This is a genomic window from Rhizobium sp. TBD182, from assembly GCF_001950375.1.
Taxonomy (GTDB): domain Bacteria; phylum Pseudomonadota; class Alphaproteobacteria; order Rhizobiales; family Rhizobiaceae; genus Agrobacterium; species Agrobacterium tumefaciens.
In genome coordinates this window covers 959,658-978,961 of sequence record NZ_BDLN01000001.1, presented here as the reverse complement: position 1 = coordinate 978,961, position 19,304 = coordinate 959,658, and the positions used below count along the sequence as shown (strand labels likewise).

Here is a 19,304-nt window from a genome sequence, read left to right as displayed (position 1 = left end):
ATTCCTGTAACAAGCACGGGAAGGAGGGAAATGAGCATCCCACATCCACGCCCGTTTTTCGGCGGCATACCGCGCAAATTTGCGCTAGCATCCTCCCATGCTGTTCAAACGCCCCGACACCGAAACCCTATATTCCGCCCTTGTGAACAAGGACCCCGCCTATGAGGGCGTGGCCTATGTGTGCGTGACCTCGACGAAGATTTTCTGTCGCTTTACCTGTACGGCGCGAAAGCCGAAGATCGAAAACTGCCGGTTTCGCGAAACCATCGCCGAATGTCTGGAAGCTGGCTTCCGCCCCTGCAAGCGCTGCAAGCCGATGCTTTCCTATGGCACGGCGGATGAAACCGTCACCACCCTTCTGACGGCGCTGGAAAGCGAACCGGCGCGGCGCTGGCGTGAGGAGGATGTGGTGGCGATGGGCCATGACCCTTCCACCGTGCGCCGCACCTTCAAACGCCGTTTCGGCATGAGTTTTCTGGAAATCGCAAGGTTGCGGCGGCTGGGAGATGCGGCGACAAGCCTCGCATCAGGAGAAGCCGTGATCGGCGCGCAGATCGATGCCGGATATGAATCCGGCAGCGGTTTCCGCTCGGCCATCAACCAGTTCTTCGGCACCTCTCCCGCCGCCATGAAGGGCAAGGGGTTTCTGAAGGGCGACTGGATCGACACGCCGATCGGTCCGATGCTGGTGGTTGCCGATGATCACGCCCTGCATCTTCTCGAATTTGCCGACCGTCCAGCGCTTCCGGCCGAATTGAAGCGGCTGAAGGCCCGCACCGGCGCGGATATGGTGCTGGGCAGGACGCCGGTCACCGGCCAGATCGCAGCAGAACTCGCGGCCTATTTCGCCGGGCATTCGGCTGACTTCGAAACCCGGCTTGCCGGACACGGCACACCCTTCGAGCGCGATGTCTGGCACGCATTGCGGGAGATACCGGCGGGAGAGATCGTCAGCTATTCTTCGCTTGAGACGTCGATGCAACGGCCATCCGCCGTGCGTGCCGTCGCCCGCGCCAATGGCGCCAACCAGATTGCCATCGTCGTTCCCTGCCACCGGGTGCTGGGCGCAGATGGCAGCCTGACCGGGTATGGCGGTGGGCTGTGGCGCAAGAAATGGCTGATCGAGCACGAGCGGCGCATGGCCGATAAGCTCCGCATCCCTCTCGCCTCTTGACCGGCCATCAGGCCGGCAGGTTTGGAACGATGCGGCGTGAAGGAAACAGCTCGCGCGTTACTGTCATGGCGATCAGCGACAGCGGCAGTGCCAGCATGGCGCCCGCAGCACCCCACATCCACGTCCAGAAGATGATCATCACGAAGACGAGGAAGGGGTTGATCTCCATGTTGCGGCCCACCACTGCCGGAAAGGCCAGGTTTTCCATCAACAGGTGAATGGTGAAGAAGATCGCGGATGGCAGCAACGCCAGCACCATGTTGTCATGCGTGATGATGCCTGCCACCGCCAGCGACACCGTCATGGCGGTGATGCCGAGAAATGGCACGAAGCTGGAGAGGAAGGCGAAGAGCCCCCACAGAAGCGGCATGGCCAGCCCGCCGAAATAGGCGATCGCCACCATCGTCACGCCCAGCGCCGCATAGATCAGCGCTGCCGTGGCAAAATAGGTGCCGAGCACTTCTTCCACCGAAGCGATGATCCGAATGGCCCTCAGCCGCTGGTGCCGGGCCGGAAAGGCCATGATGATCGCCTTGCGCAGCCGCAGGCGGCTGTAGAGGAACATCAAAAGCGCGGCGAGGAAGATCATGCCCTGAACGACTGCGGGGGTGACGTTGGAACCGAGCAGGGAAATTATCTCGCCGCTGCGCGAAATGAGCGACTCCATTGAAATCGACCCCATGCTGAAGGTCGCTGCCGAAATGTTCAGCCATCGGATGCTTTGAAGATAGGGCAGGAAGCGGTCCATACTGCGTTCGATCAGCGCTGGTCCTTCGGATGCGAGCTGCGACAAAGGGTCGATCAGCGAATTGATCACGAAAAACATGACGGCCGCGACAAGGCCGGAGAGAATGACCGCCACACCGGCACCGGGAATGCCATAGGAACTAAGCTTTTCCGCCGCGATGCCGAGGATCATGCCCACGACAATCGCCAGCACCACCGGTATGAGGATCAGAGACAATTCATGAATGACCGCCATCATGACGACGAGAAAAATGCCGATAACCGACCATGCAACGGCCACATCGAGCGCTTCTCGGCCAAGCGGTTGCTGGCTGCGCGCGTCGTCACGGTGCGACCCGGACGCCAGACCCTCGAAAGGGTCGGCCTTCGTCGACGGAGCGTTTGCGGCGCGCCGCCCGATATTGCCCAATATGCCGGTTTTTTCCGGCCTGGCATTCTCATTCATCGAACTGTCCCCCAATAAGACATCAAACGTTCGAAAAATGAGGCGGTTCCGGAGCGGCAAAAATTTCTGCCGCCCCGTGGTCTTTACGCGGAAAGCTTCAGGCCTATGCCCCACGGGTCTTTGAGAACAATACCGTCGCTCTGCCGTTCCGTAGCTATTTCCAGCCGGTCTAGAGCAGCCATTGCAGTATCGAGCGCCGCACTATCGTTGAACTTCAGCGAGTAGCCCGAAAGGCCGGTCATATTGTCCGTGCGGGCCGTGGCGCCGCGGCTGTTCCAGATATTGGCGGCCACATGGTGATGATAAGCGCCTGAGCCGAAGAAGCTGGCACCCGGATAACGCGCCATGATCTTCAACCCCAGCACATCCTGATAAAACTCATCCGCCTGCGGAATATTGCCGACCTGCAGATGCATGTGGCCGATGGCCGTTCCATCGGCAGCGCCCTCGAACGCCGTTTTCGGCGCACTGTCATACAGCGCCTGTAGGTCGAGGCGGAGCGTGGCCATCTCCACCGTGCCGTCCTGCTGGTAGGTCCATTCCGAGGGCGACCGGTCGCGATAGACCTCGATGCCGTTGCCTTCGGGGTCGGCCAGATAGATTGCTTCACTCACCAGATGGTCGGATGCGCCCTGAAGCTGGATATTGTTGTGCGCGGCATGGGCCAGCCAATGGGCCAGATCCTCGCGGCGCGGCATCAGGAAGGCGGTGTGGAACAGGCCTGCGGCATTGCGCGGCGCGCGTTCAACCGTGCCGGAGGTGGAAAGTGTCAGCAGCGGCTGGCCGTTGACGCCCAGAACCTCGCCGCTCGGGCTTTTTTCGATGACGGAGAGGCCGATGATTTTCTGGTAGAATTCCGAAATGCGCGGCAGATCGTGAACGACAAGATGAGCCTGACCGACATAAGCCGGCCGCGTCAGGGCGAATTGTTTGATTTCACTCATCATAATCTCCATATTGAATCCGGCGTGCTGACGACGCGGATTTGCGCGTCTGCATCAGCCGACGCCGCTTTGCGGCGTTCATTTGTGGTGAATATGGGCGGGTTTTGTCGTTCAGCAAAGATCGCCATCTGGCGATTGACCGTCCACTATTCGTTGACAATGGCCCTGTTGCTGCTCCGACGCGGCTTTGACTTCAATCAAGGCGAAGGGCGCATCGGCAGGGAAATATGAGCCCGACACGTGAACGGCAGATTACGCCAAAGGAGATAGCCATGTACAAGAAAATCATCGTACCGGTAGACCTCAGCGCCATCGACAAGGGAGAGAAGATTCTCGCCAAGGCCAGGGCGCTGCTGGATGTCGATGGCGAGATCGTCCTCATCAATGTGGTTGAGGAACTGCCCGGCTATATGGCGATCGACCTGCCGGTAGACCTCATCGAAAATGCCATCAAGGATGCCAAGACGAAACTTGCGGATATTCAGGCGAAGGCCGGCTTCAAGGGCAAGCACGAAATCAGAAGCGGCGCGCCAGCGCGTGAAATCATTGCCGCTGCCGAAGAGCACAAGGCCGATCTCATCATCATCGCATCGCATATGCCTGACTTTACCAATTATTTCATCGGCGCCACCGCCGACCGCGTGGTGCGCCATGCCAAGTGCTCGGTGCTGATTGACAGGTAAAGTGAGTTGAAATCTTGGGGTTGCGGGCGATTTTCGCCCGCACCGGCTGGAGGAGAAGACCATGAATGTCGAAAGTTACGAGAAAATCCTGCGCGACCGCCAGCGCGAGCTTTACAGCCGCCTGCACAAAATCGAGGCGGATTTCGAAGAACCGCGCAACCCCGATGACGACGATCGCGCCGCTGAACGCAGCAATGACGAGGTGCTTGATGAAATAGGGCAGGTGGGCCAGGACGAGCTGCGCGCCATCGACGCCGCACTGGACCGCATCGCGAACGGTACCTACGGCACCTGCGTCAAATGCGGCAAGAAAATTTCGGAAGACCGCCTGAAAGCCGTGCCCTATACGCCGTTCTGCCAGGAATGCGCTGTGGCCTTGTGAGGGCGCTCCTTTTCCATCCTCATTCCTGTGACAAGCGCAGGAATGAGGGAAACGGCTAGGCCGCCACTCAACCTCTCCATTCGCAACATCCCGGAACGCAATTTGATCGCCGTTAACTGGCTGCTGTCTTGTTCCTGTCTAATATTGTTGTCATGCTTGGCCACAAGCAGGCAAACGGGAATGGACTATGAGTAACGTGTGGCGGTTTGGTCGCCAGTATGATTTTCACGAGATTGTCGCCGATGGTATCGTCCACGGCGTGGGTATCGTTTTTGCGCTGGTGGGCGCCACGGCGCTGATTTTTTACGCGACCGTCTGGGGCAGCCTCAGCGCTATTGCGGCGGCCTGGATTTACGGACTCGGCCTTGTCGCCTGCCTTTCCGTGTCCTTCACCTATAATATCTGGCCGCATTCCAACGTAAAATGGTTCCTGCGCCGGCTGGACCACTCGGCGATCTTCATACTGATCGCCGCCACCTACACGCCGTTCCTGATGCGCGGTATCCACGAGCCGCTGATTGCCACCATGCTGGGGCTGATCTGGCTTGCCGCCATCTGCGGCATATTGCTCAAATGCGTGTTTCCCGGCCGTTACGACCGGGTCGCCATAGGCCTTTATCTCGCCATGGGCTGGAGCGGCATCATGGTGGTGCAGCCGCTCTCAACGCATCTGGCCCCCGTCACGCTCTGGCTGATTGTCGCTGGCGGTGTCATCTATTCGCTCGGCGTGGTCTTCCATGTCTGGGAAAAGCTGCGATTCCAGAACGCCATCTGGCACGGTTTCGTCGTTGCCGCCGCCGTTGTCCACTATTTTGCCGTGGTCACTTCCTTCAGCCTCGTTCCCATGTCTTCCTGAGCTAGAGAGCACTGGACAGCCATCCGCGTCATCGCCTAATGCTCGGCTGAAGGTCGTGCCCCGGAAGGTTGGGCGCGCGATGCAGACAAGAATGAGGGCGAACGATAATGAGTTTGGAACTGCGCGATGCCACCGTGGGCGATCTTTCCGGCATCATGGAGATTTACAACGACGCGGTCCTGAACACGACGGCGATCTGGAACGAAGTGCTGGTCGATCTGGAAAACCGCAAGGAATGGTTTTCCGCCCGCAAGTCACGCGGCTTTCCTGTGATCGTCGCAATTCTTGACGGCAAGGTTGCCGGCTATGCTTCCTATGGCGACTGGCGCGCCTTCGACGGCTATCGCCACACCCGCGAACATTCGGTTTATGTCCACAAGGACGCGCGCGGCCACGGCATCGGCAAGCGGCTGATGCACGCGATCATCGACCACGCCTCCGGCAACGATGTGCATGTGCTGATCGCCGCGATCGAATCGGAAAACGCCGCCTCCATCCGCCTGCACGAAAGCCTCGGTTTCACCGTTGCCGGCCGGTTTTCGGAAGTGGGCACAAAGTTCGACCGCTGGCTGGACCTGACTTGCATGGAGCTTAAACTGAACTAGTACGCGGGCCGGGATTTCTCTCAGGCGGGGCGCCGGGCGAAGGCCAGCATGACGCCGAAAGCCATCATCATCGAGCCGCTGATCCGGTTGACGCGCTTCAGGGCGCGCGCATTGCGCATAAGACCGGACAGTCGCGAACCGACAAAGGCATAAACGGTGATCGCCACCACCTCGAGCAGCAGGAAAATTGCGCCGAGCGTGGCGAAGCTCTGCCAATAGGCGTCCTGCTGGATGAATTGCGGGAAAAAGGCCGTGAAGATCAGGATGGCCTTCGGATTGCCGGAGGCGACAAAAAACTCCTGCCGCAGATAGGTCTTGAGAATATTTCCGTTGCCCGAGGAGATATCGGGAGCGGTGACATCCGCCCTTGAGCGGATGAGCTTGAAGCCGATCCACAGCAGGTAGAGAACGCCGATCCATTTGATCAGCGAAAACATCATTTCGGAAGCCATCAAAAGTGCGCCGAGGCCCAAAGCGGCGATCGCGATCATGCCCGCAAACGCAACCAGCCGGCCGCTCGCGGCCATCACTGCCGTTGCCATGCCGTATCGCGCACCAACCGTCATCGACAGGAGATTGTTGGGCCCGAACGCCATGTTCAGGGCAAAGCAGGCGGGAATGAATATGAGGATGGTTTCGAGCGCCATGACGGTGATCCGGAAGGAGTGAGATCGCGATAATCTCACTCTCCGGTCCGGCTGTCGAGACGGTCATTTTGTTCGCAAAAACGGCCGGCAGGCAACCGGCCGTTACCTGTCTCTCATCAGATCGGTTCGAACACCATCGAATGGCCGTTGATGCAATAACGCAGGCCGGTGGGCGGTGGGCCGTCCGGGAAGACGTGGCCGAGGTGGCCGCCGCAATTGGCGCAGCGGATTTCGGTGCGCACCATGCCAAGCGTCGCATCGCGATGTTCCGTCACCGCACCCGGTTTCACCGGTTCGAAATAGCTCGGCCAGCCGCAACCTGCATCGAATTTGGTATCGGAGAGGAACAGCGGTTCGTCGCAGGCGGCGCAGCGATAGAGGCCTTTCTGGAACGTGTCCCAGTAGGGACCGGTAAATGGGCGCTCGGTGCCGTGTTCACGCAGGATGCGATATTGCTCCGGCGTCAGCTGCTCGCGCCAGTCGGCATCGCTCTTGTTCACTTTCGGGGATGTCAGATCGCTCATGGAATGATCCTTTCTGTTCCTGCCAGAAATAGGCATCGGCGCTGCAGATTGAAAGAGGGCAGCTGTCATAACGAGTACGTTATGGGCAGGTATGAGAGTCGATTTGGGTTGAGATGGCGGTGTCTATGCCTTAACTGAAAAATACGATTTGAAAAGAACGCCATTCATGGGCGTACAGGGGTAGGGGAAGCCCTGGGAGATGTGAATGACATCAGATGTCACGCAGCTGACATTCCTGTCGCTGTTTTTGCCGTTTCTGGCAGCGCTTGCCGCACCGATGCTGGTGAAAAGATTAGGTCACAATGCCGTCTGGATATTGGCGATCGCGCCCGCGCTGGCTTTTGTACACTTCGCACTGATGCTGCCGCAGGTGGCGGCTGGCGGCGTGGTCACGGGCGGTTACGTCTGGGTTCCAAGTTTCAATCTCAGCTTTTCGTGGTTCATCGACGGCCTGTCGCTGACCTTTGCACTTCTGATCACCGGTATCGGTCTGCTGATCGTGCTTTATGCCGGCGGTTACATGAAGGGGCATCCGCAGCAGGGCCGCTTCCTGTCTTTCCTGCTTCTGTTCATGGGCGCGATGCTGGGCGTCGTGGTTTCGGACAGCCTGTTGATGCTGTTCGTTTACTGGGAACTGACCTCGATAACCTCGTTCCTGCTGATCGGATTCGACCATGCGCGCCCGGCCGCACGCCGTGCCTCCTTGCAGGCGCTGGTGGTAACGGGCGGCGGCGGTCTGCTGCTGCTCGCCGGGTTGATCTTCATCTGGGACATGAGCGGCATGACGCAATTGTCCATGCTGGTGCGTGGCGGCGATATATTGCGCGACAGCCCGTTCTATCTGGCTGCGCTGCTGCTGGTTCTCGGCGGCGCGTTCACCAAATCGGCGCAGTTTCCGTTCCATTTCTGGCTGCCCAACGCGATGGAGGCACCGACACCGGTTTCGGCCTATCTGCACTCGGCAACCATGGTGAAGGCCGGCGTCTATCTTCTGATGCGCCTCAACCCCGTTCTCGGCGATACCGCTGCCTGGCAGATCCTGCTGCCGTTCTTCGGCGGGTTGACCATGCTGACCGGCGCGCTGCTGGCCGTGCGCCAGACCGACCTGAAGCTGATGCTGGCCTATACCACCATGTCCTCGCTCGGTCTGCTGGTGATGCTGACCGGCTTCGGCTCGGACCACGCGATTGAGGCGGCTGTGCTTTATCTGGTGGCGCATTCGCTTTTCAAGGGCGCACTGTTCATGGTTGCCGGCATCATCGACCACGAGACCGGAACCCGCGATGTGACGAAGCTCGGCGGCTTGCGAAAGGCCATGCCGATCACCTTTGCGGCAGCGCTGGCAGCGGCCATCTCCATGGCCGGCCTGCCGCCCTTCTTCGGCTTTCTCGCCAAGGAAGAGATTTATTATGCGCTGGCGCATGGCAATCCGCGTGCCGTGCTGTTCACCGGCATCGCCATTCTCGGCAATGCGCTGATGTTTGCCGTCGCTTTTGCCGTGGCGCTGAAACCTTTCCTCGGCAAGCCCGTGAAAACCCCGAAACACGCGCATGAGGGACCACTGCTGCTGTGGCTCGGCCCGGTGCTGCTGGCGATAAAGGGGCTGACCATCGCTCTCTTCGCTGGCCTTTCGCATTTTTACATTTCGACGCCGATGGCAAGCGCGATCGCGGGTGAGGCGCGCCCGGTGGAAATCTCGCTCATTCCCCATATCGGCGTGCCGCTCGGCCTGTCGCTGCTGACCATCGCGCTCGGCATCGTCCTCTATATGCAGCTTTCCGCCGTTCGCAGCCTGATGGTGCGCACCTTCAAGGCGCTGGGTGCAGGGCCGGACAGGGGCTTCGATGTTTTCATCGAAACGCTGGTCAAAATCTCGTTCCATGTTGTCAGGCTTATCCAGCCCGGCAGGCTGGAATTTTACGTCACCGCCACTTTCGCCGTCATCGCCGTCGTGCTGCTTGCGCCGCTGTTTCTCTATGGCGAACTGCCATCAATGCCGGCGTGGCCGCACGACATGAAAATCCATGAGCTGACCTTCATTGCCATCGCGGTTGCGGGCCTTGTCGCGGTGCTCACGGCGTCCAGCCGGCTTACGGCCATCATCGCGCTCGGCATTCAGGGGTTTGCGGTGGCGGTCATCTTCCTGCTGTTCGGCGCGCCCGATCTGTCGTTTACGCAATTCATGGTCGAAACCCTTTCCGTGGTCATTCTGACGCTGGTCATGACAAGGCTTCGCCTGTCGCCGTCAGACCACCGCGGCCCTGGCCAGAAGCTTCTGGACAGCGCCATCGCCATTGCCTGCGGAACCGGCTTTGCCCTGTTCCTGATGCGGGCGACGGAAGCGTCGTTCGATAATCGCCTAACCGATTTCTACAACACCTATTCCAAGGTCATCGCCCACGGGGCGAATGTGGTGAACGTCATCATCGTCGATTTCCGCGGCACGGATACGCTGGGCGAGATTGCGGTGGTGATGATAACAGGCCTGGCCATTCTCGCGCTCATCCGCATCCGCCCGGCTGCTGCCATCAAGGGACCAGCAAAAATAGCGAAGAAGAAGGGAGCGCGGGCTTGAACACGCTTATCCTGCGCACCGTCGCCCCAGTAGTCACCAGCCTCATGGTGCTGTTTTCCATCTTTGTATTGCTGCGCGGCCATAACGAGCCGGGCGGCGGTTTCATCGGCGGGTTGATCGCGGTCTCGGCGCTGGCGATCTACGGCATCGCTTATGGTGTGGCTGCGGTCCGGCGCGCCATCGTGTACCATCCGCTGTCCATTGCCGGCGCGGGGCTGCTGTTGGCGATGTTGTCTGGTCTCGTCTCGATTGCAGCCGGCGTGCCCTTCATGACCGGGCTGTGGGTCTATCCGAGCCTGCTCGGTGTGGAAGTGCCACTCTCCACCGTCATGTCCTTCGATATCGGCGTTTATCTCGTCGTGGTCGGTGCCATCACCTCCATTGCGCTGGCTCTGGAAGAAAGGGATAGCGACTGATGGAAGCTGTTTTCTCCATTCTCGTCGGCATCTTTTTTTCGGTGGCGATCTATCTCATGCTCTCGCGTCACAGCATCCGCATGCTGCTCGGCATCGCCATTCTCGGCAACGCAGTCAACCTCCTGCTGTTCACGGCGGGAAGGCTGACGCGCGAAGTGCCGCCGATCATTCCGCCCGGCATGGACGCCCTGCCGGCGGGTGCCGCCAATCCGCTGCCGCAGGCGCTTATCCTCACGGCAATCGTCATTTCCTTTTCCTTCTTCTGTTTCCTGCTGGTGCTGACCTGGCGCGCGTTCCAGGAATTGCAGACCGACGACACCGACGAAATGCGCACCGCAGAACCGGCAGGCGAGCCTTTGCCGCCGCTCGGTTATTGAGCGGGGCGGGGCACAGACACATGGCTTCATCCACCACTTCCGCAATATCAGATCTTTCCGCAGCGCTTGTCACGGCACCCGTGCCGTTATCCGACTGGCTGATCATCCTTCCCGTCGCGCTCTCAATCGGCGCAGGTGCGGTGCTGATGATGCTGCGCCACACCATGCGTCTGCATGCGCCCATTGCAATCACGGCACTTGTTCTGCTGGTACTGCTCGATGCTGCGCTTCTGTGGAAGGTCGTGACCCAAGGGCCGTTCACCATGGTCATGGGCCGCTGGCTGCCACCCTTCGGCATTGCCTTTACGGCTGATCTGACCGGCACGCTGCTGTCGCTCGCCGCCGCCATCGTAGCGCTGGCCGGTGCCATCCATGCCAGCGCCGATATCGACGCCAGCGGCAGGCGATACGGTTTTTATCCGTTCCTGATGCTGTTGATGGCGGGTGTCACCGGTGCGTTCCTGACCGGCGACCTCTTCAACCTCTATGTCTGGTTCGAGGTGCTGCTGATCTCGTCCTTCGGCCTCATCGTGCTGGGCTCCACGCGCGAGCAGATCGATGGCGCGCTGAAATACGCCATCCTCAACCTCATCGGTACGACGCTGTTCCTGATCACGGTCGGTTATCTCTATGCCATCTTCGGCACGCTCAATATGGCCGATATCGCGCTGAAGGCGACGCAGCTGCGCGGCACGGCTCCGCTGATGACGCTGGCCAGCCTGTTTGCTCTCGCCTTCGCCATGAAGGCGGCGGCCTTTCCGGTGAATTTCTGGCTGCCCGCCTCCTATCACACGCCGCGCATCGTCGTTTCCGCCCTGTTCGGCGGCCTGCTTACCAAGGTCGGCATCTACGCGCTGCTGCGCGTCATGGTCATGCTGTTTCCGGTCGAGCGGGAGGAGCTGAGTATCGCCATCGCCATCTCTGCGGCGCTGACAATGGTGCTCGGCGCCATGGGTGCGCTGGCACAGAACGATATCCGCCGCATGCTCGGTTACATCGTCATATCGGGCATCGGTTACATGATGGCGGGCATCGCAATCGGCACGCCCTCCGGCGTTGCCGGCGCGATCTTTTACGCGCTGCACTCCATGGTGCTGATGACGGCGCTTTATCTCGCCGCCGGCCACGCCGCCCGCCTTGCCGGCAGTTTTACCCTGACTTCGCTCGGTGGCCTTTATCGGCAGGCGCCGTGGTTTTCGGGCCTCGCGCTCGCCTTGTTTTTCGCCGGTTCCGGACTGCCGCCGTTTTCCGGCTTCTGGCCGAAGGTGGTTCTCGTCAAATCGGCGATCGATATCGGCGCCTGGTGGCTTGCCGCCGCCCTTCTCCTGTCCGGCTTCATCGCCACCATCGCCTTCGGGCGGGTCTTCCTCTTATGTTTCTGGCGCCCGGCAGTGGCCTCAACCGGCCAGGCGCCGTCGCTGCCTGCGTCGCCTCTGGCGGCCCCTTCTTTCGTCCCGCTGGTCGGGCTGACATTGCTGGTGGTGTTCTTCGGCCTGTTTCCGGAAAGCCTGCTCAATCTCAGCCAGCAGGCGGCGGCGGGGCTTGGCAACCCCGAAGCCTATATCCAGTCGGTGTTTCCCGAAGGGAGCAGACCATGAGCCGCTACATCCTGTTACTGCTCTTCGTTGGCGTATGGCTCGCCGTAAGTGGCAGCGTCACGCCGGCGAACATTCTCTTCGGCCTCATCGTCTCGGCGCTGGCGCTGGGCCTTATCCGTCACCAGATCCCCAAGGACGGCCGTCATCGGCTGCGTCCGGTCTGCGTGCTGTCGCTGCTTATGCTGTTCTTCAAGGAGCTGGCGCTGTCGGCCTGGAAGGTGGCGGTGATGGTGACGCGGCCGAAGCTCGATGTGCAGCCCGGTATCTTCGCCTATCCGCTCAGGCTGACGACGGATTTCGAGATCACGCTGCTTGCCAATCTCATCACGCTGACCCCCGGCACACTTTCGGTCGATGTTTCCGAGGATAAAACAACGCTCTACGTCCACGCGATCGATTGCAGCAATATCGAAGCCGCCAAGAATGACATCAGAAACGGCTTCGAGAAAAAGATCATGGAGGCGTTTCAGGGATGACGCCGGAACTCATAGTTTCATTTGCAACTGTACTTGCCACGGTTGTACTGTCCGCTGCCTTTTTGCTGACAGTATATCGCGTCGTCGTCGGTCCGACCTTGCCGGACCGAATCGTCGCGCTCGACATGCTGGTCGGTATCGCCATCGGCTTCATTGCGGTTATCGCCATCCGCACCGGCGTCGATCTTTATGTCGATATCGCCATTGCGCTCGGACTGGTGGGTTTTCTCGCAACGGTGGCTTTTGCCCGCTTCGTCCTGTCGCGCGGTGCAGATGGCAGGCGCAGGACAAAGGCTGTTCTGGACGGCGAGCGGGCATCGGAAGTTGTTGAAAAGCCTGAAAAACAAGTATCCAGGCGTGGAAAAAGAAGGGGCGGGCGATGATGGGCTGGATCGTGGCTATTCTGGTTGCGGCACTGACGGTCTCAGGTGCCGCCTTCTCGCTGATTGCGGCAATCGGGCTTAATCGCCTGCCGGATGTCTACACCCGCATGCATGCGGCTTCCAAGGCGGGAACGGTGGGCTCAGGCCTGTTGCTGCTGGCTGTCGGCATTCATTCCACGGAAATATCGACGCTGGCACGGGCACTTGCCGGTTTCTTTTTCTTTGTTCTGACAGCACCGGTCTCCGCACATCTTCTTGCAATGGCTGCACACAAGGCAGGTTATCCACTTGCTGATAAATCGGTAGTTGATGACCTAAAGAAAATTTGAAGTTGAATTACCCCCTAATAATGGGGGGTCTTCGTTTTGCATTACTACTTGGCATAGTATTTTATTACCCGTGATTTTTTGTATTCCAATTAGACTGTTTTGAACTGAAAAAATCATAATAGGAATTTGACTTTTGCTGTTTTGATGCTATCCAAATTAAGTGTAAAATTGCTTATTGCGATTTGCATCTAGCCTCTTCATGGTCGGCATAGGCATTTTATTAATGTCTAATCTATGGTTGATCAGACCTTTGTTGGCCATGTCGCGGGCTACAAGTTGAATCTCGGATCAATTCGTTTCCGGTTTCGCTTGAAATCTAGGGGTAGATTTCACGTTGGTTTCAACAGGGCGAAGGAGGGGCACCGGGTAACTTCACATCGCTCGATGCGGCGTTCATCCGTGTCTGGAGATAAATAACAGGAGATACTTAAATGACGGAAACTGCATACGGTAACGCCCAGGATCTGCTGGTCGAACTGACGGCGGATATTGTGGCTGCCTATGTTAGCAACCACGTCGTTCCGGTAACTGAGCTTCCCGGCCTTATTTCGGATGTTCATACGGCACTCAGCGGAACATCGGCACCGGCATCGGTGGCGGTCAATGTTGAAAAGCAGAAGCCTGCTGTGTCGGTTCGCAAGTCGGTTCAGGACGATCATATCGTCTGTTTGGAATGTGGTGGCTCGTTCAAGTCGCTCAAACGCCACCTGACGACGCATCACAGCATGACGCCGGAAGAATATCGCGAAAAATGGGATCTGCCGGTCGATTATCCGATGGTTGCTCCCGCCTATGCCGAAGCCCGTTCGCGGCTCGCCAAGGAAATGGGTCTCGGTCAGCGCCGCAAGGCGAACCGTTGATTTTCTAAGACGGATTGTGTCGCGGCTGTATTTTCTCCCCGTCCGGGGAAAGATGGCCCGAAGCGCCGGATAAAGGGGACCTTGGCAGCATATTGCTGGCCTTGCCCCTTAACTCGCCGCCGTGACCTTTTCCCTTAGCAGGAGATGGCGGCAGGGCGCGCATGCCCGCTCCATACACAACTTGCACCATAGTGTTATGTCCAGCTGGTCCTTAGACCGGCTTTTTTATTGCCGCGCGCAATTTCGACAGAGGAAAAAAATCCTTGTCGAGGCGTCACCTTTATTCAAAAACAAAGCGAAATCAATCGTATGTTTTTCGACGCCAAATTTGCCCTTCCCCGCGTCCATCCTCAGGTGTATGAATTAATTCCTATTCGTAAAGGAGTTGCATATGCCTTCGGACATATCGTCTTTGCCTGCCCCCTTTCGGCCCTGTGTGCAGGTTGCCGATAGCAATTTCCGCCGTTTTCCGCCTGCTGCCGGGCGGGATGAGATTTCCCGGATTTGCCGGCTGGTCCGGCAACTGGCCGGTGAAATGGTGCAATTGACCGGCGATCGTGTGGCTGCGCGCCGGGACAGGCGGCGCACCGAATGCCACATCCGCCAGATCGCCATGTATGTGTGCCATGTGCAGCTCGGTATTCCCATGTCGGATATCGGCCCCTGTTTCGGCAGGGACAGAACGACAGTCGGCCATGCCTGCCAGGTGGTTGAGGATCGTCGCGACGAACCCGCCTTTGACGAGTTCGTCGCCACACTGGAGCGGCTTTCCGGCAGCATTTTCAACGTGATGAAGGGTGTTCGGGATGAGTGAGACAAAAAGCGCTCCATCGATACTTCCCGATACTGTCCTGTTGCGGCTCCTGCGCTGCATTGCTGCGGGCACGGCTGAGATATCGGGGGATCGCGGCGATATGGTATTGCAGCGACCGGAGGCCGGGAACGGCAGGAAAGGGCGTCCGGCGTTGCGGTTTCCGGCCGCCACGGTGCAGCTCGCCCTCTCTTCGGGGCTGATCGAGAGACGTGAAAACACGCTCTCCGCCGCGCCGCCGCTCGCCTCCTATTTGAAGCGCGCTATAGCCAGGGATCGCGACGAGATTTTTCAGCAACAGCACTGGGATTTGCAGACGGTGGTTCTGGATGTCGGCAAGGACAGGCAGCCGGCCCGGCGCAACCTCAATAGCTCGCCACTGACAGGCCTTTCACGGCTGAAGGAAAAGGATGGCACGGCATTCTTCCCCAGCGACGCCTTGCAGGCGGGCGAACGCCTCGCCGCCGATTTTCACCGCGCGCAATTGAACCCAAAGGTGACGGCAACTTGGGAACCGAAAATTGCAAGCCGCACGAAGGGGGAGGCGGGTGGCAAGCTCGATCTTACCGATGCGGCGATTTCCGCCCGGACGCGGTTTTCCCGTGCAGCCGATGCTATGGGGCCTGAACTTTCAGGTGTCGCCATCGATATCTGCTGCTTTGAAAAGGGGCTGGAGGCCGTAGAGCGCGAGCGGCAATGGCCGGCGCGTTCGGCAAAACTGCTGCTGCGGGCCGCTCTGCTATCGCTTGCCCGGCATTATGCGCCGCAAGCGCAACGCAGCAGAAGGACAAGCCACCATTGGGGCGACGGAGATTATCGCCCGCCGATGGCGCCAACGATGGCAACAGAATGAAGGCTCAGGCGGTCAGAAGTCTCGCTTCCTCGCGGATACGTTTGACCATGGAACGCAGGCCATTGGCGCGCTGCGAGGACAAATGTTCCACTAGCCCGATCTTGTCGAACACCTCAATGGCGTCGAGACCGGCGATTTCGGAAGCTTTTTTACCGGAATAGACGGCAAGAACGATGGCGACGAGGCCGCGCACGATATGCGCATCGGAATCGCCCTCGAAGGTCATGAGAGGATCTTCAGCACCATCGCTGTGGCTGACGAGCCAGACCTGGCTTGCGCAGCCCTGCACCTTGTTCTCAGGCGTGCGCTTGTCTTCCGCAAGGTCGGGAAGCGCCTTGCCGAGTTCGATGACGTAACGATAGCGATCCTCCCAGTCGTCGAGGAAGGCGAAATCGTCAAGGATCGTATCGAGAGAGGCCATGTTGCGCGCCGTACCGTTCGTTATTGCCATGCTTTGCTACGATATAGGGCAAGTGCAGACGGTTTTGAACCATGCGGACCATGAAAAAGCCCACGGAAACAGGTTTCCGTGGGCAAGTTTGGCAGGCAGTGACGCAGGCGGACATATCCGGCTGCAGAGAAGGGGCGGCGCGGCGTTAGGCGGCGGCGCAAAATATCAGGGGGTGGGGCGCTTCTGCGGCAGGGGAATGATGGTGCCGGTCTTCAGCATGTCGGCATTCCCAGGGAATTCGACGCTGATCGCCGGTGCTGCGGCCAGTTTTTCGCTCTCGCTGGCGAGTTCGGCTGCGGGTGCCGTTTTATCACCGGATGCAAGCTGCGCGTCGAGCAATTCATAGGCGACCTTGGCGCCTTCCTTTGCCCGTTCACCGAGCGCGTGGAAGGTTTCGGCGCCCTTGACGCAGACGTCGGGTTTTTCGATGCAGATGGCGCTGACATAACGATAGGCCTCACCGGCTGCCGAAACGGCGCTGGGAATATCGAATGCCGAAGGTTCCTTGGTCGGATCGTTGCTGCTGCCGAAATAGGACAGCGCGACCAGCACCAGCGAAAACCAGAATGTTCCTTTGATCAGAAACCACATTGTCAGACTACCCTGCCAGATGATCTTTGTTTTGAAGCCCCGCCCGTTTTGGGTCATCGGCCTTTGTCCCGTTTTTCGGGCTTGGAGAGAAGCTACAGGCGACCGGCGAACAGCCAATTGCAAAAAGCCGCGCAATTTAATTCAAATTGTATCTATTCTCCTCGCATCGGGACCGGCTCCAGCAATTCCGTCGCATTTTAACAGTCCATGTTAAGCATAATTGCGACAGATGCCGTCTGTTCCGGGCAAAAGTGCTCACCCGTGCTGCCACAAAGGTTAACGCGATGGCAAAAATAAAGCGAAATCCGTCGCTTACCCGTCATTAACCATGATTGTCAAAGCTTGGTTGAAATGCTCCGTAATGGGACTGCGGCGCATTTCGAGGCTGTTTGGTGCCGTTCTTTTTATCCATTCCTTAAGCCGCGGGCTTCTATTGTCGGAGCCGTTAGATCCGTCTCAGGGATTCAGGTTTGGTATTGCGTAATATGAGAAAAAAAGCGGTCGCATTGGTCGACCATGCCGCAGGCAGATGGCTTGCGCGTATGGAGGAGGACGCCGAAAGGCGCGCCGGCACCGTTGCGCGCCTGCGCCGCCTGTTTGCCTTCAGCGCCGTCGGCTTTCTGGTCGTTCCCGCCCTGTTCAGCCTCGTCTTCAGCCCCGCCATCGCGCTGCCCATCGGCGCCGCTCTGGTGCTGGCGCTCTATCTGGCCGCAGCCGCCCTGTTGATCGCCTTTTCGCGTCCCGCCCGTGGCGCAGCGTCCCTGTCCGCTCAAGCCGGCGACGATGACCTCGTTGCGGCATCGCAGGTGCCCGGCCTCGTACTCACCATCAATGAAAACGGCCTCGTCGAGCGCGTCTCCGGCCGCGACCTTGAAACGTTTCCAGCCGATCTTCAGGCCTGCAAGGGCCATGTCTTTGCCGAATATGTCTATGTTTCTGATCGCATCGAGCTGATGCAGGCTTTCGACCTTCTGCGGCAGGGCGAGGAAAAGTCCAGCGTGGAACTGCGGTTCGAAACCGGTGCGAAATCGCGCCAGGCGCAGTTCATTCACGCGCGTATGGAAATGACGGCGATCCGCAATGCGGCCGGCAGGCTGCGCCGCGTCGTCGCCCAGCTCTCCGACGTTACCGAGATGGAGCTTCTGCGCCGCGATGTCGCCCGCAAGGCGGCGGAGGCGGAATCGGCCAACGACGCCAAGTCGCGGTTCCTCGCTGCCGTCAGCCACGAGCTGCGCACCCCGCTCAACGCCGTCCTCGGCTTTTCCGACATTCTGGCGGGCGAATATTTCGGCCGGCTGGAAAACGACCGCCAGCGGGAATATGTCGGCTTGATCCGCCAGTCCGGCGCGCATCTCCTGTCGGTGGTCAACACCATGCTGGATATGAGCAAGCTGGAAGCGGGCCGTTACGAGCTGATGATGGAAAGCTTCCCGATCGGCGAAACTATCTCGTCCTGCGAGGCCATGCTCGGCTTGCAGGCGAAGGAAAAAGGTCTGACATTGACCAGCCGCATCCAGCGCGGTATCGGCGAAATCTCCGCCGACCAGCGCGCCATCCGCCAGGTTCTCATTAATCTGGCCGGTAACGCCATCAAGTTCACCGATGCCGGCGGTGTAGTGTCGATCGATGCTGCGCGTGAAGGCAGGATGCTGAAACTGACGGTCAGCGATACCGGCATCGGCATCGCATCCGACAAGATTGAACTCCTGGGCCAGCCTTTCATGCAGGTCCAGAATGAATATACCCGTCGCTATGAGGGCACGGGTCTGGGATTGTCCCTGGTCAAGGGTCTGGTAGCACTGCATGGCGGCACTTTCGCCATCACCAGCCAGCCCGGCGCGGGGACGGTCGTAACGATCATGTTGCCTGCTGACGGTTCCGGCATGGCAGGTGGCGAAAACGCTGAAACCGAATGCATGGTGGAGTTTCCGCCGCGCATCAAACGGCTCGGCGAAATGGCCGCGATTATGAGGAAGGATGGTGACGATGGCCCCGCGAAAGCGAAAATCGCCTAAGAAAACAACGGCCCAGATTGGCGCCGGGATTGTTTCCTTGGTGGTTTCGGCCATCGGGCGCGAACTCCTGCGCCGTCCGAAACTGGTGGGCGGCTCAGGCGCCTTCGTGGTCGTCTTCGGTTTTGTCGCCGCCAACGCGCTCTGGTACCAGCCGGGCGTTCACCCGTCTCCTTTCCTGCGTACCCGCGATGCGGCAAACCCGAACGGCATTGCCGGCTATCGCGCGGCAGAGCCGCTCGGTACGCAGGGCCATGTTACGACCTTCCGCATAGAACGCCCGAGCGAAACCGAAACGGCACAGGAACCGGCGGCCGCAACGGCGACGCCCGCGACATCGGTTGCGGCGGAAAACCAGAAGCCGCAGCAGATCGTTGCCGATATTCAGGCCGAACTTAGAAAACGCGGGCTTTACGAAGGCGAGGCGGACGGCAAGATGGGACCGCGCACGGCTGCCGCCATCATGTTCTTCGAAGAAACGCTTGGCATGGAACAGACCGGCGAACCGACGACACGGGTGCTGGCGGCGCTCAGGATCGACGGCGCAACCGTCGCCGCAATTCCG

24 protein-coding genes are annotated in these 19,304 nt (G+C 59.3%); 18 read left to right on the top strand and 6 right to left on the bottom strand.

Features of this window, described 5'->3' with window-relative positions; genetic code table 11:
* Nucleotides 1–97 precede the first annotated feature (97 nt).
* Nucleotides 98–1,174, top strand: a complete 1,077-nt coding sequence (locus T18_RS04930) for a bifunctional transcriptional activator/DNA repair enzyme AdaA (RefSeq protein WP_038490281.1) — start codon at nt 98–100, stop codon at nt 1,172–1,174.
* A gap of 7 nt (nt 1,175–1,181) precedes the next feature.
* On the opposite strand, the gene T18_RS04925 is transcribed toward T18_RS04930, so the two are convergent.
* Together T18_RS04925 and T18_RS04920 are read right to left on the bottom strand one after the other, a co-directional pair.
* Entirely contained in the window at nt 1,182–2,366 is a 1,185-nt protein-coding gene (locus tag T18_RS04925; protein WP_003512001.1) for an AI-2E family transporter, read from the bottom strand.
* 83 nt (nt 2,367–2,449) lie between these two features.
* Nucleotides 2,450–3,310 carry a VOC family protein gene (locus T18_RS04920; protein ID WP_038490283.1) on the bottom strand — a complete coding sequence of 287 codons (861 nt, stop codon included), beginning with the start codon at nt 3,308–3,310 and terminating at the stop codon, nt 2,450–2,452.
* Here T18_RS04920 and T18_RS26550 point away from each other — a divergent pair.
* The 5 genes from T18_RS26550 (at nt 3,293) to T18_RS04900 (ending at nt 5,836) form a co-directional block, all read left to right on the top strand.
* Nucleotides 3,293–3,541 carry a hypothetical protein gene (locus tag T18_RS26550; RefSeq protein ID WP_139322509.1) on the top strand — a complete coding sequence of 83 codons (249 nt, stop codon included), beginning with the start codon at nt 3,293–3,295 and terminating at the stop codon, nt 3,539–3,541. The two genes, T18_RS04920 and T18_RS26550, sit on opposite strands and share 18 nt — an antisense overlap.
* Before the next feature lie 41 nt (nt 3,542–3,582).
* Nucleotides 3,583–3,993: a universal stress protein gene (locus T18_RS04915; RefSeq protein WP_038490286.1), complete on the top strand. Its 411-nt coding sequence runs from the start codon at nt 3,583–3,585 to the stop codon at nt 3,991–3,993.
* Between the two features lie 61 nt (nt 3,994–4,054).
* Entirely contained in the window at nt 4,055–4,375 is a 321-nt protein-coding gene (locus T18_RS04910; RefSeq protein ID WP_038490289.1) for a TraR/DksA family transcriptional regulator, read from the top strand.
* A gap of 187 nt (nt 4,376–4,562) precedes the next feature.
* Entirely contained in the window at nt 4,563–5,231 is a 669-nt protein-coding gene (gene trhA / locus T18_RS04905; RefSeq protein WP_013635699.1) for a PAQR family membrane homeostasis protein TrhA, read from the top strand.
* Nucleotides 5,232–5,338: 107 nt separating this feature from the next.
* On the top strand, nt 5,339–5,836 hold the full coding sequence (locus T18_RS04900) for a GNAT family N-acetyltransferase (RefSeq protein WP_038490293.1): 498 nt from the start codon (nt 5,339–5,341) through the stop codon (nt 5,834–5,836).
* A 20-nt stretch (nt 5,837–5,856) separates the two neighbouring features.
* Here the strand turns inward: T18_RS04900 and T18_RS04895 are convergent, their stop codons facing one another.
* The gene (locus T18_RS04895; RefSeq protein ID WP_019564107.1) at nt 5,857–6,483 is read right to left on the bottom strand and encodes a LysE family translocator; all 627 of its coding nucleotides are present in this window, start codon (nt 6,481–6,483) and stop codon (nt 5,857–5,859) included.
* Between the two features lie 116 nt (nt 6,484–6,599).
* Nucleotides 6,600–7,007, bottom strand: coding sequence for a peptide-methionine (R)-S-oxide reductase MsrB (msrB, locus tag T18_RS04890; RefSeq protein ID WP_003512009.1), 408 nt, complete (start codon nt 7,005–7,007; stop codon nt 6,600–6,602).
* Nucleotides 7,008–7,212: 205 nt separating this feature from the next.
* On the opposite strand from msrB, the gene T18_RS04885 reads away from it, so the two are divergent.
* The 10 genes from T18_RS04885 to T18_RS04840 all read left to right on the top strand — a co-directional run bounded on the left by T18_RS04885 (nt 7,213) and on the right by T18_RS04840 (nt 15,685).
* Nucleotides 7,213–9,582, top strand: a complete 2,370-nt coding sequence (locus T18_RS04885) for a putative monovalent cation/H+ antiporter subunit A (protein ID WP_038490296.1) — start codon at nt 7,213–7,215, stop codon at nt 9,580–9,582.
* Nucleotides 9,579–9,998: a Na(+)/H(+) antiporter subunit B gene (locus tag T18_RS04880; RefSeq protein WP_003512013.1), complete on the top strand. Its 420-nt coding sequence runs from the start codon at nt 9,579–9,581 to the stop codon at nt 9,996–9,998. Before T18_RS04885 ends, T18_RS04880 begins: the two co-directional genes overlap by 4 nt.
* The gene (locus tag T18_RS04875) at nt 9,998–10,375 is read left to right on the top strand and encodes a Na+/H+ antiporter subunit C (protein ID WP_003512021.1); all 378 of its coding nucleotides are present in this window, start codon (nt 9,998–10,000) and stop codon (nt 10,373–10,375) included. Before T18_RS04880 ends, T18_RS04875 begins: the two co-directional genes overlap by 1 nt.
* A 20-nt stretch (nt 10,376–10,395) precedes the next feature.
* Complete coding sequence (locus tag T18_RS04870) at nt 10,396–11,973, top strand: Na+/H+ antiporter subunit D (RefSeq protein ID WP_038490299.1); 1,578 nt, start codon at nt 10,396–10,398, stop codon at nt 11,971–11,973.
* The gene (locus T18_RS04865) at nt 11,970–12,449 is read left to right on the top strand and encodes a Na+/H+ antiporter subunit E (RefSeq protein ID WP_038490302.1); all 480 of its coding nucleotides are present in this window, start codon (nt 11,970–11,972) and stop codon (nt 12,447–12,449) included. Before T18_RS04870 ends, T18_RS04865 begins: the two co-directional genes overlap by 4 nt.
* Nucleotides 12,446–12,832 (top strand): cation:proton antiporter, encoded by a 387-nt coding sequence (locus T18_RS04860; protein ID WP_003512027.1) that lies wholly within the window; start codon nt 12,446–12,448, stop codon nt 12,830–12,832. The genes T18_RS04865 and T18_RS04860 overlap by 4 nt, the downstream gene beginning before the upstream one ends.
* Nucleotides 12,829–13,161 (top strand): monovalent cation/H(+) antiporter subunit G, encoded by a 333-nt coding sequence (gene mnhG / locus T18_RS04855; protein ID WP_003512029.1) that lies wholly within the window; start codon nt 12,829–12,831, stop codon nt 13,159–13,161. Before T18_RS04860 ends, mnhG begins: the two co-directional genes overlap by 4 nt.
* Before the next feature lie 431 nt (nt 13,162–13,592).
* Nucleotides 13,593–14,021, top strand: coding sequence for a MucR family transcriptional regulator Ros (gene ros, locus T18_RS04850; protein ID WP_003512037.1), 429 nt, complete (start codon nt 13,593–13,595; stop codon nt 14,019–14,021).
* 391 nt (nt 14,022–14,412) lie between these two features.
* A complete protein-coding gene (locus T18_RS04845; protein WP_003512040.1) occupies nt 14,413–14,835 on the top strand; it encodes a helix-turn-helix domain-containing protein in 423 nt (140 codons plus the stop codon).
* Nucleotides 14,828–15,685, top strand: a complete 858-nt coding sequence (locus T18_RS04840) for a DUF6456 domain-containing protein (RefSeq protein ID WP_038490304.1) — start codon at nt 14,828–14,830, stop codon at nt 15,683–15,685. Before T18_RS04845 ends, T18_RS04840 begins: the two co-directional genes overlap by 8 nt.
* Before the next feature lie 4 nt (nt 15,686–15,689).
* On the opposite strand, the gene T18_RS04835 is transcribed toward T18_RS04840, so the two are convergent.
* Both T18_RS04835 and T18_RS04830 read right to left on the bottom strand, forming a co-directional pair.
* The gene (locus tag T18_RS04835) at nt 15,690–16,106 is read right to left on the bottom strand and encodes a SufE family protein (protein ID WP_025592801.1); all 417 of its coding nucleotides are present in this window, start codon (nt 16,104–16,106) and stop codon (nt 15,690–15,692) included.
* A 195-nt stretch (nt 16,107–16,301) separates the two neighbouring features.
* Nucleotides 16,302–16,727, bottom strand: coding sequence for a DUF5330 domain-containing protein (locus T18_RS04830; RefSeq protein WP_025592804.1), 426 nt, complete (start codon nt 16,725–16,727; stop codon nt 16,302–16,304).
* A gap of 485 nt (nt 16,728–17,212) precedes the next feature.
* On the opposite strand from T18_RS04830, the gene T18_RS04825 reads away from it, so the two are divergent.
* Nucleotides 17,213–18,742: a sensor histidine kinase gene (locus T18_RS04825; protein WP_038490306.1), complete on the top strand. Its 1,530-nt coding sequence runs from the start codon at nt 17,213–17,215 to the stop codon at nt 18,740–18,742.
* Nucleotides 18,714–19,304: peptidoglycan-binding domain-containing protein (locus T18_RS27540; protein WP_323455190.1), on the top strand; the 591-nt coding region annotated here is incomplete at its 3' end. The genes T18_RS04825 and T18_RS27540, both read left to right, overlap by 29 nt.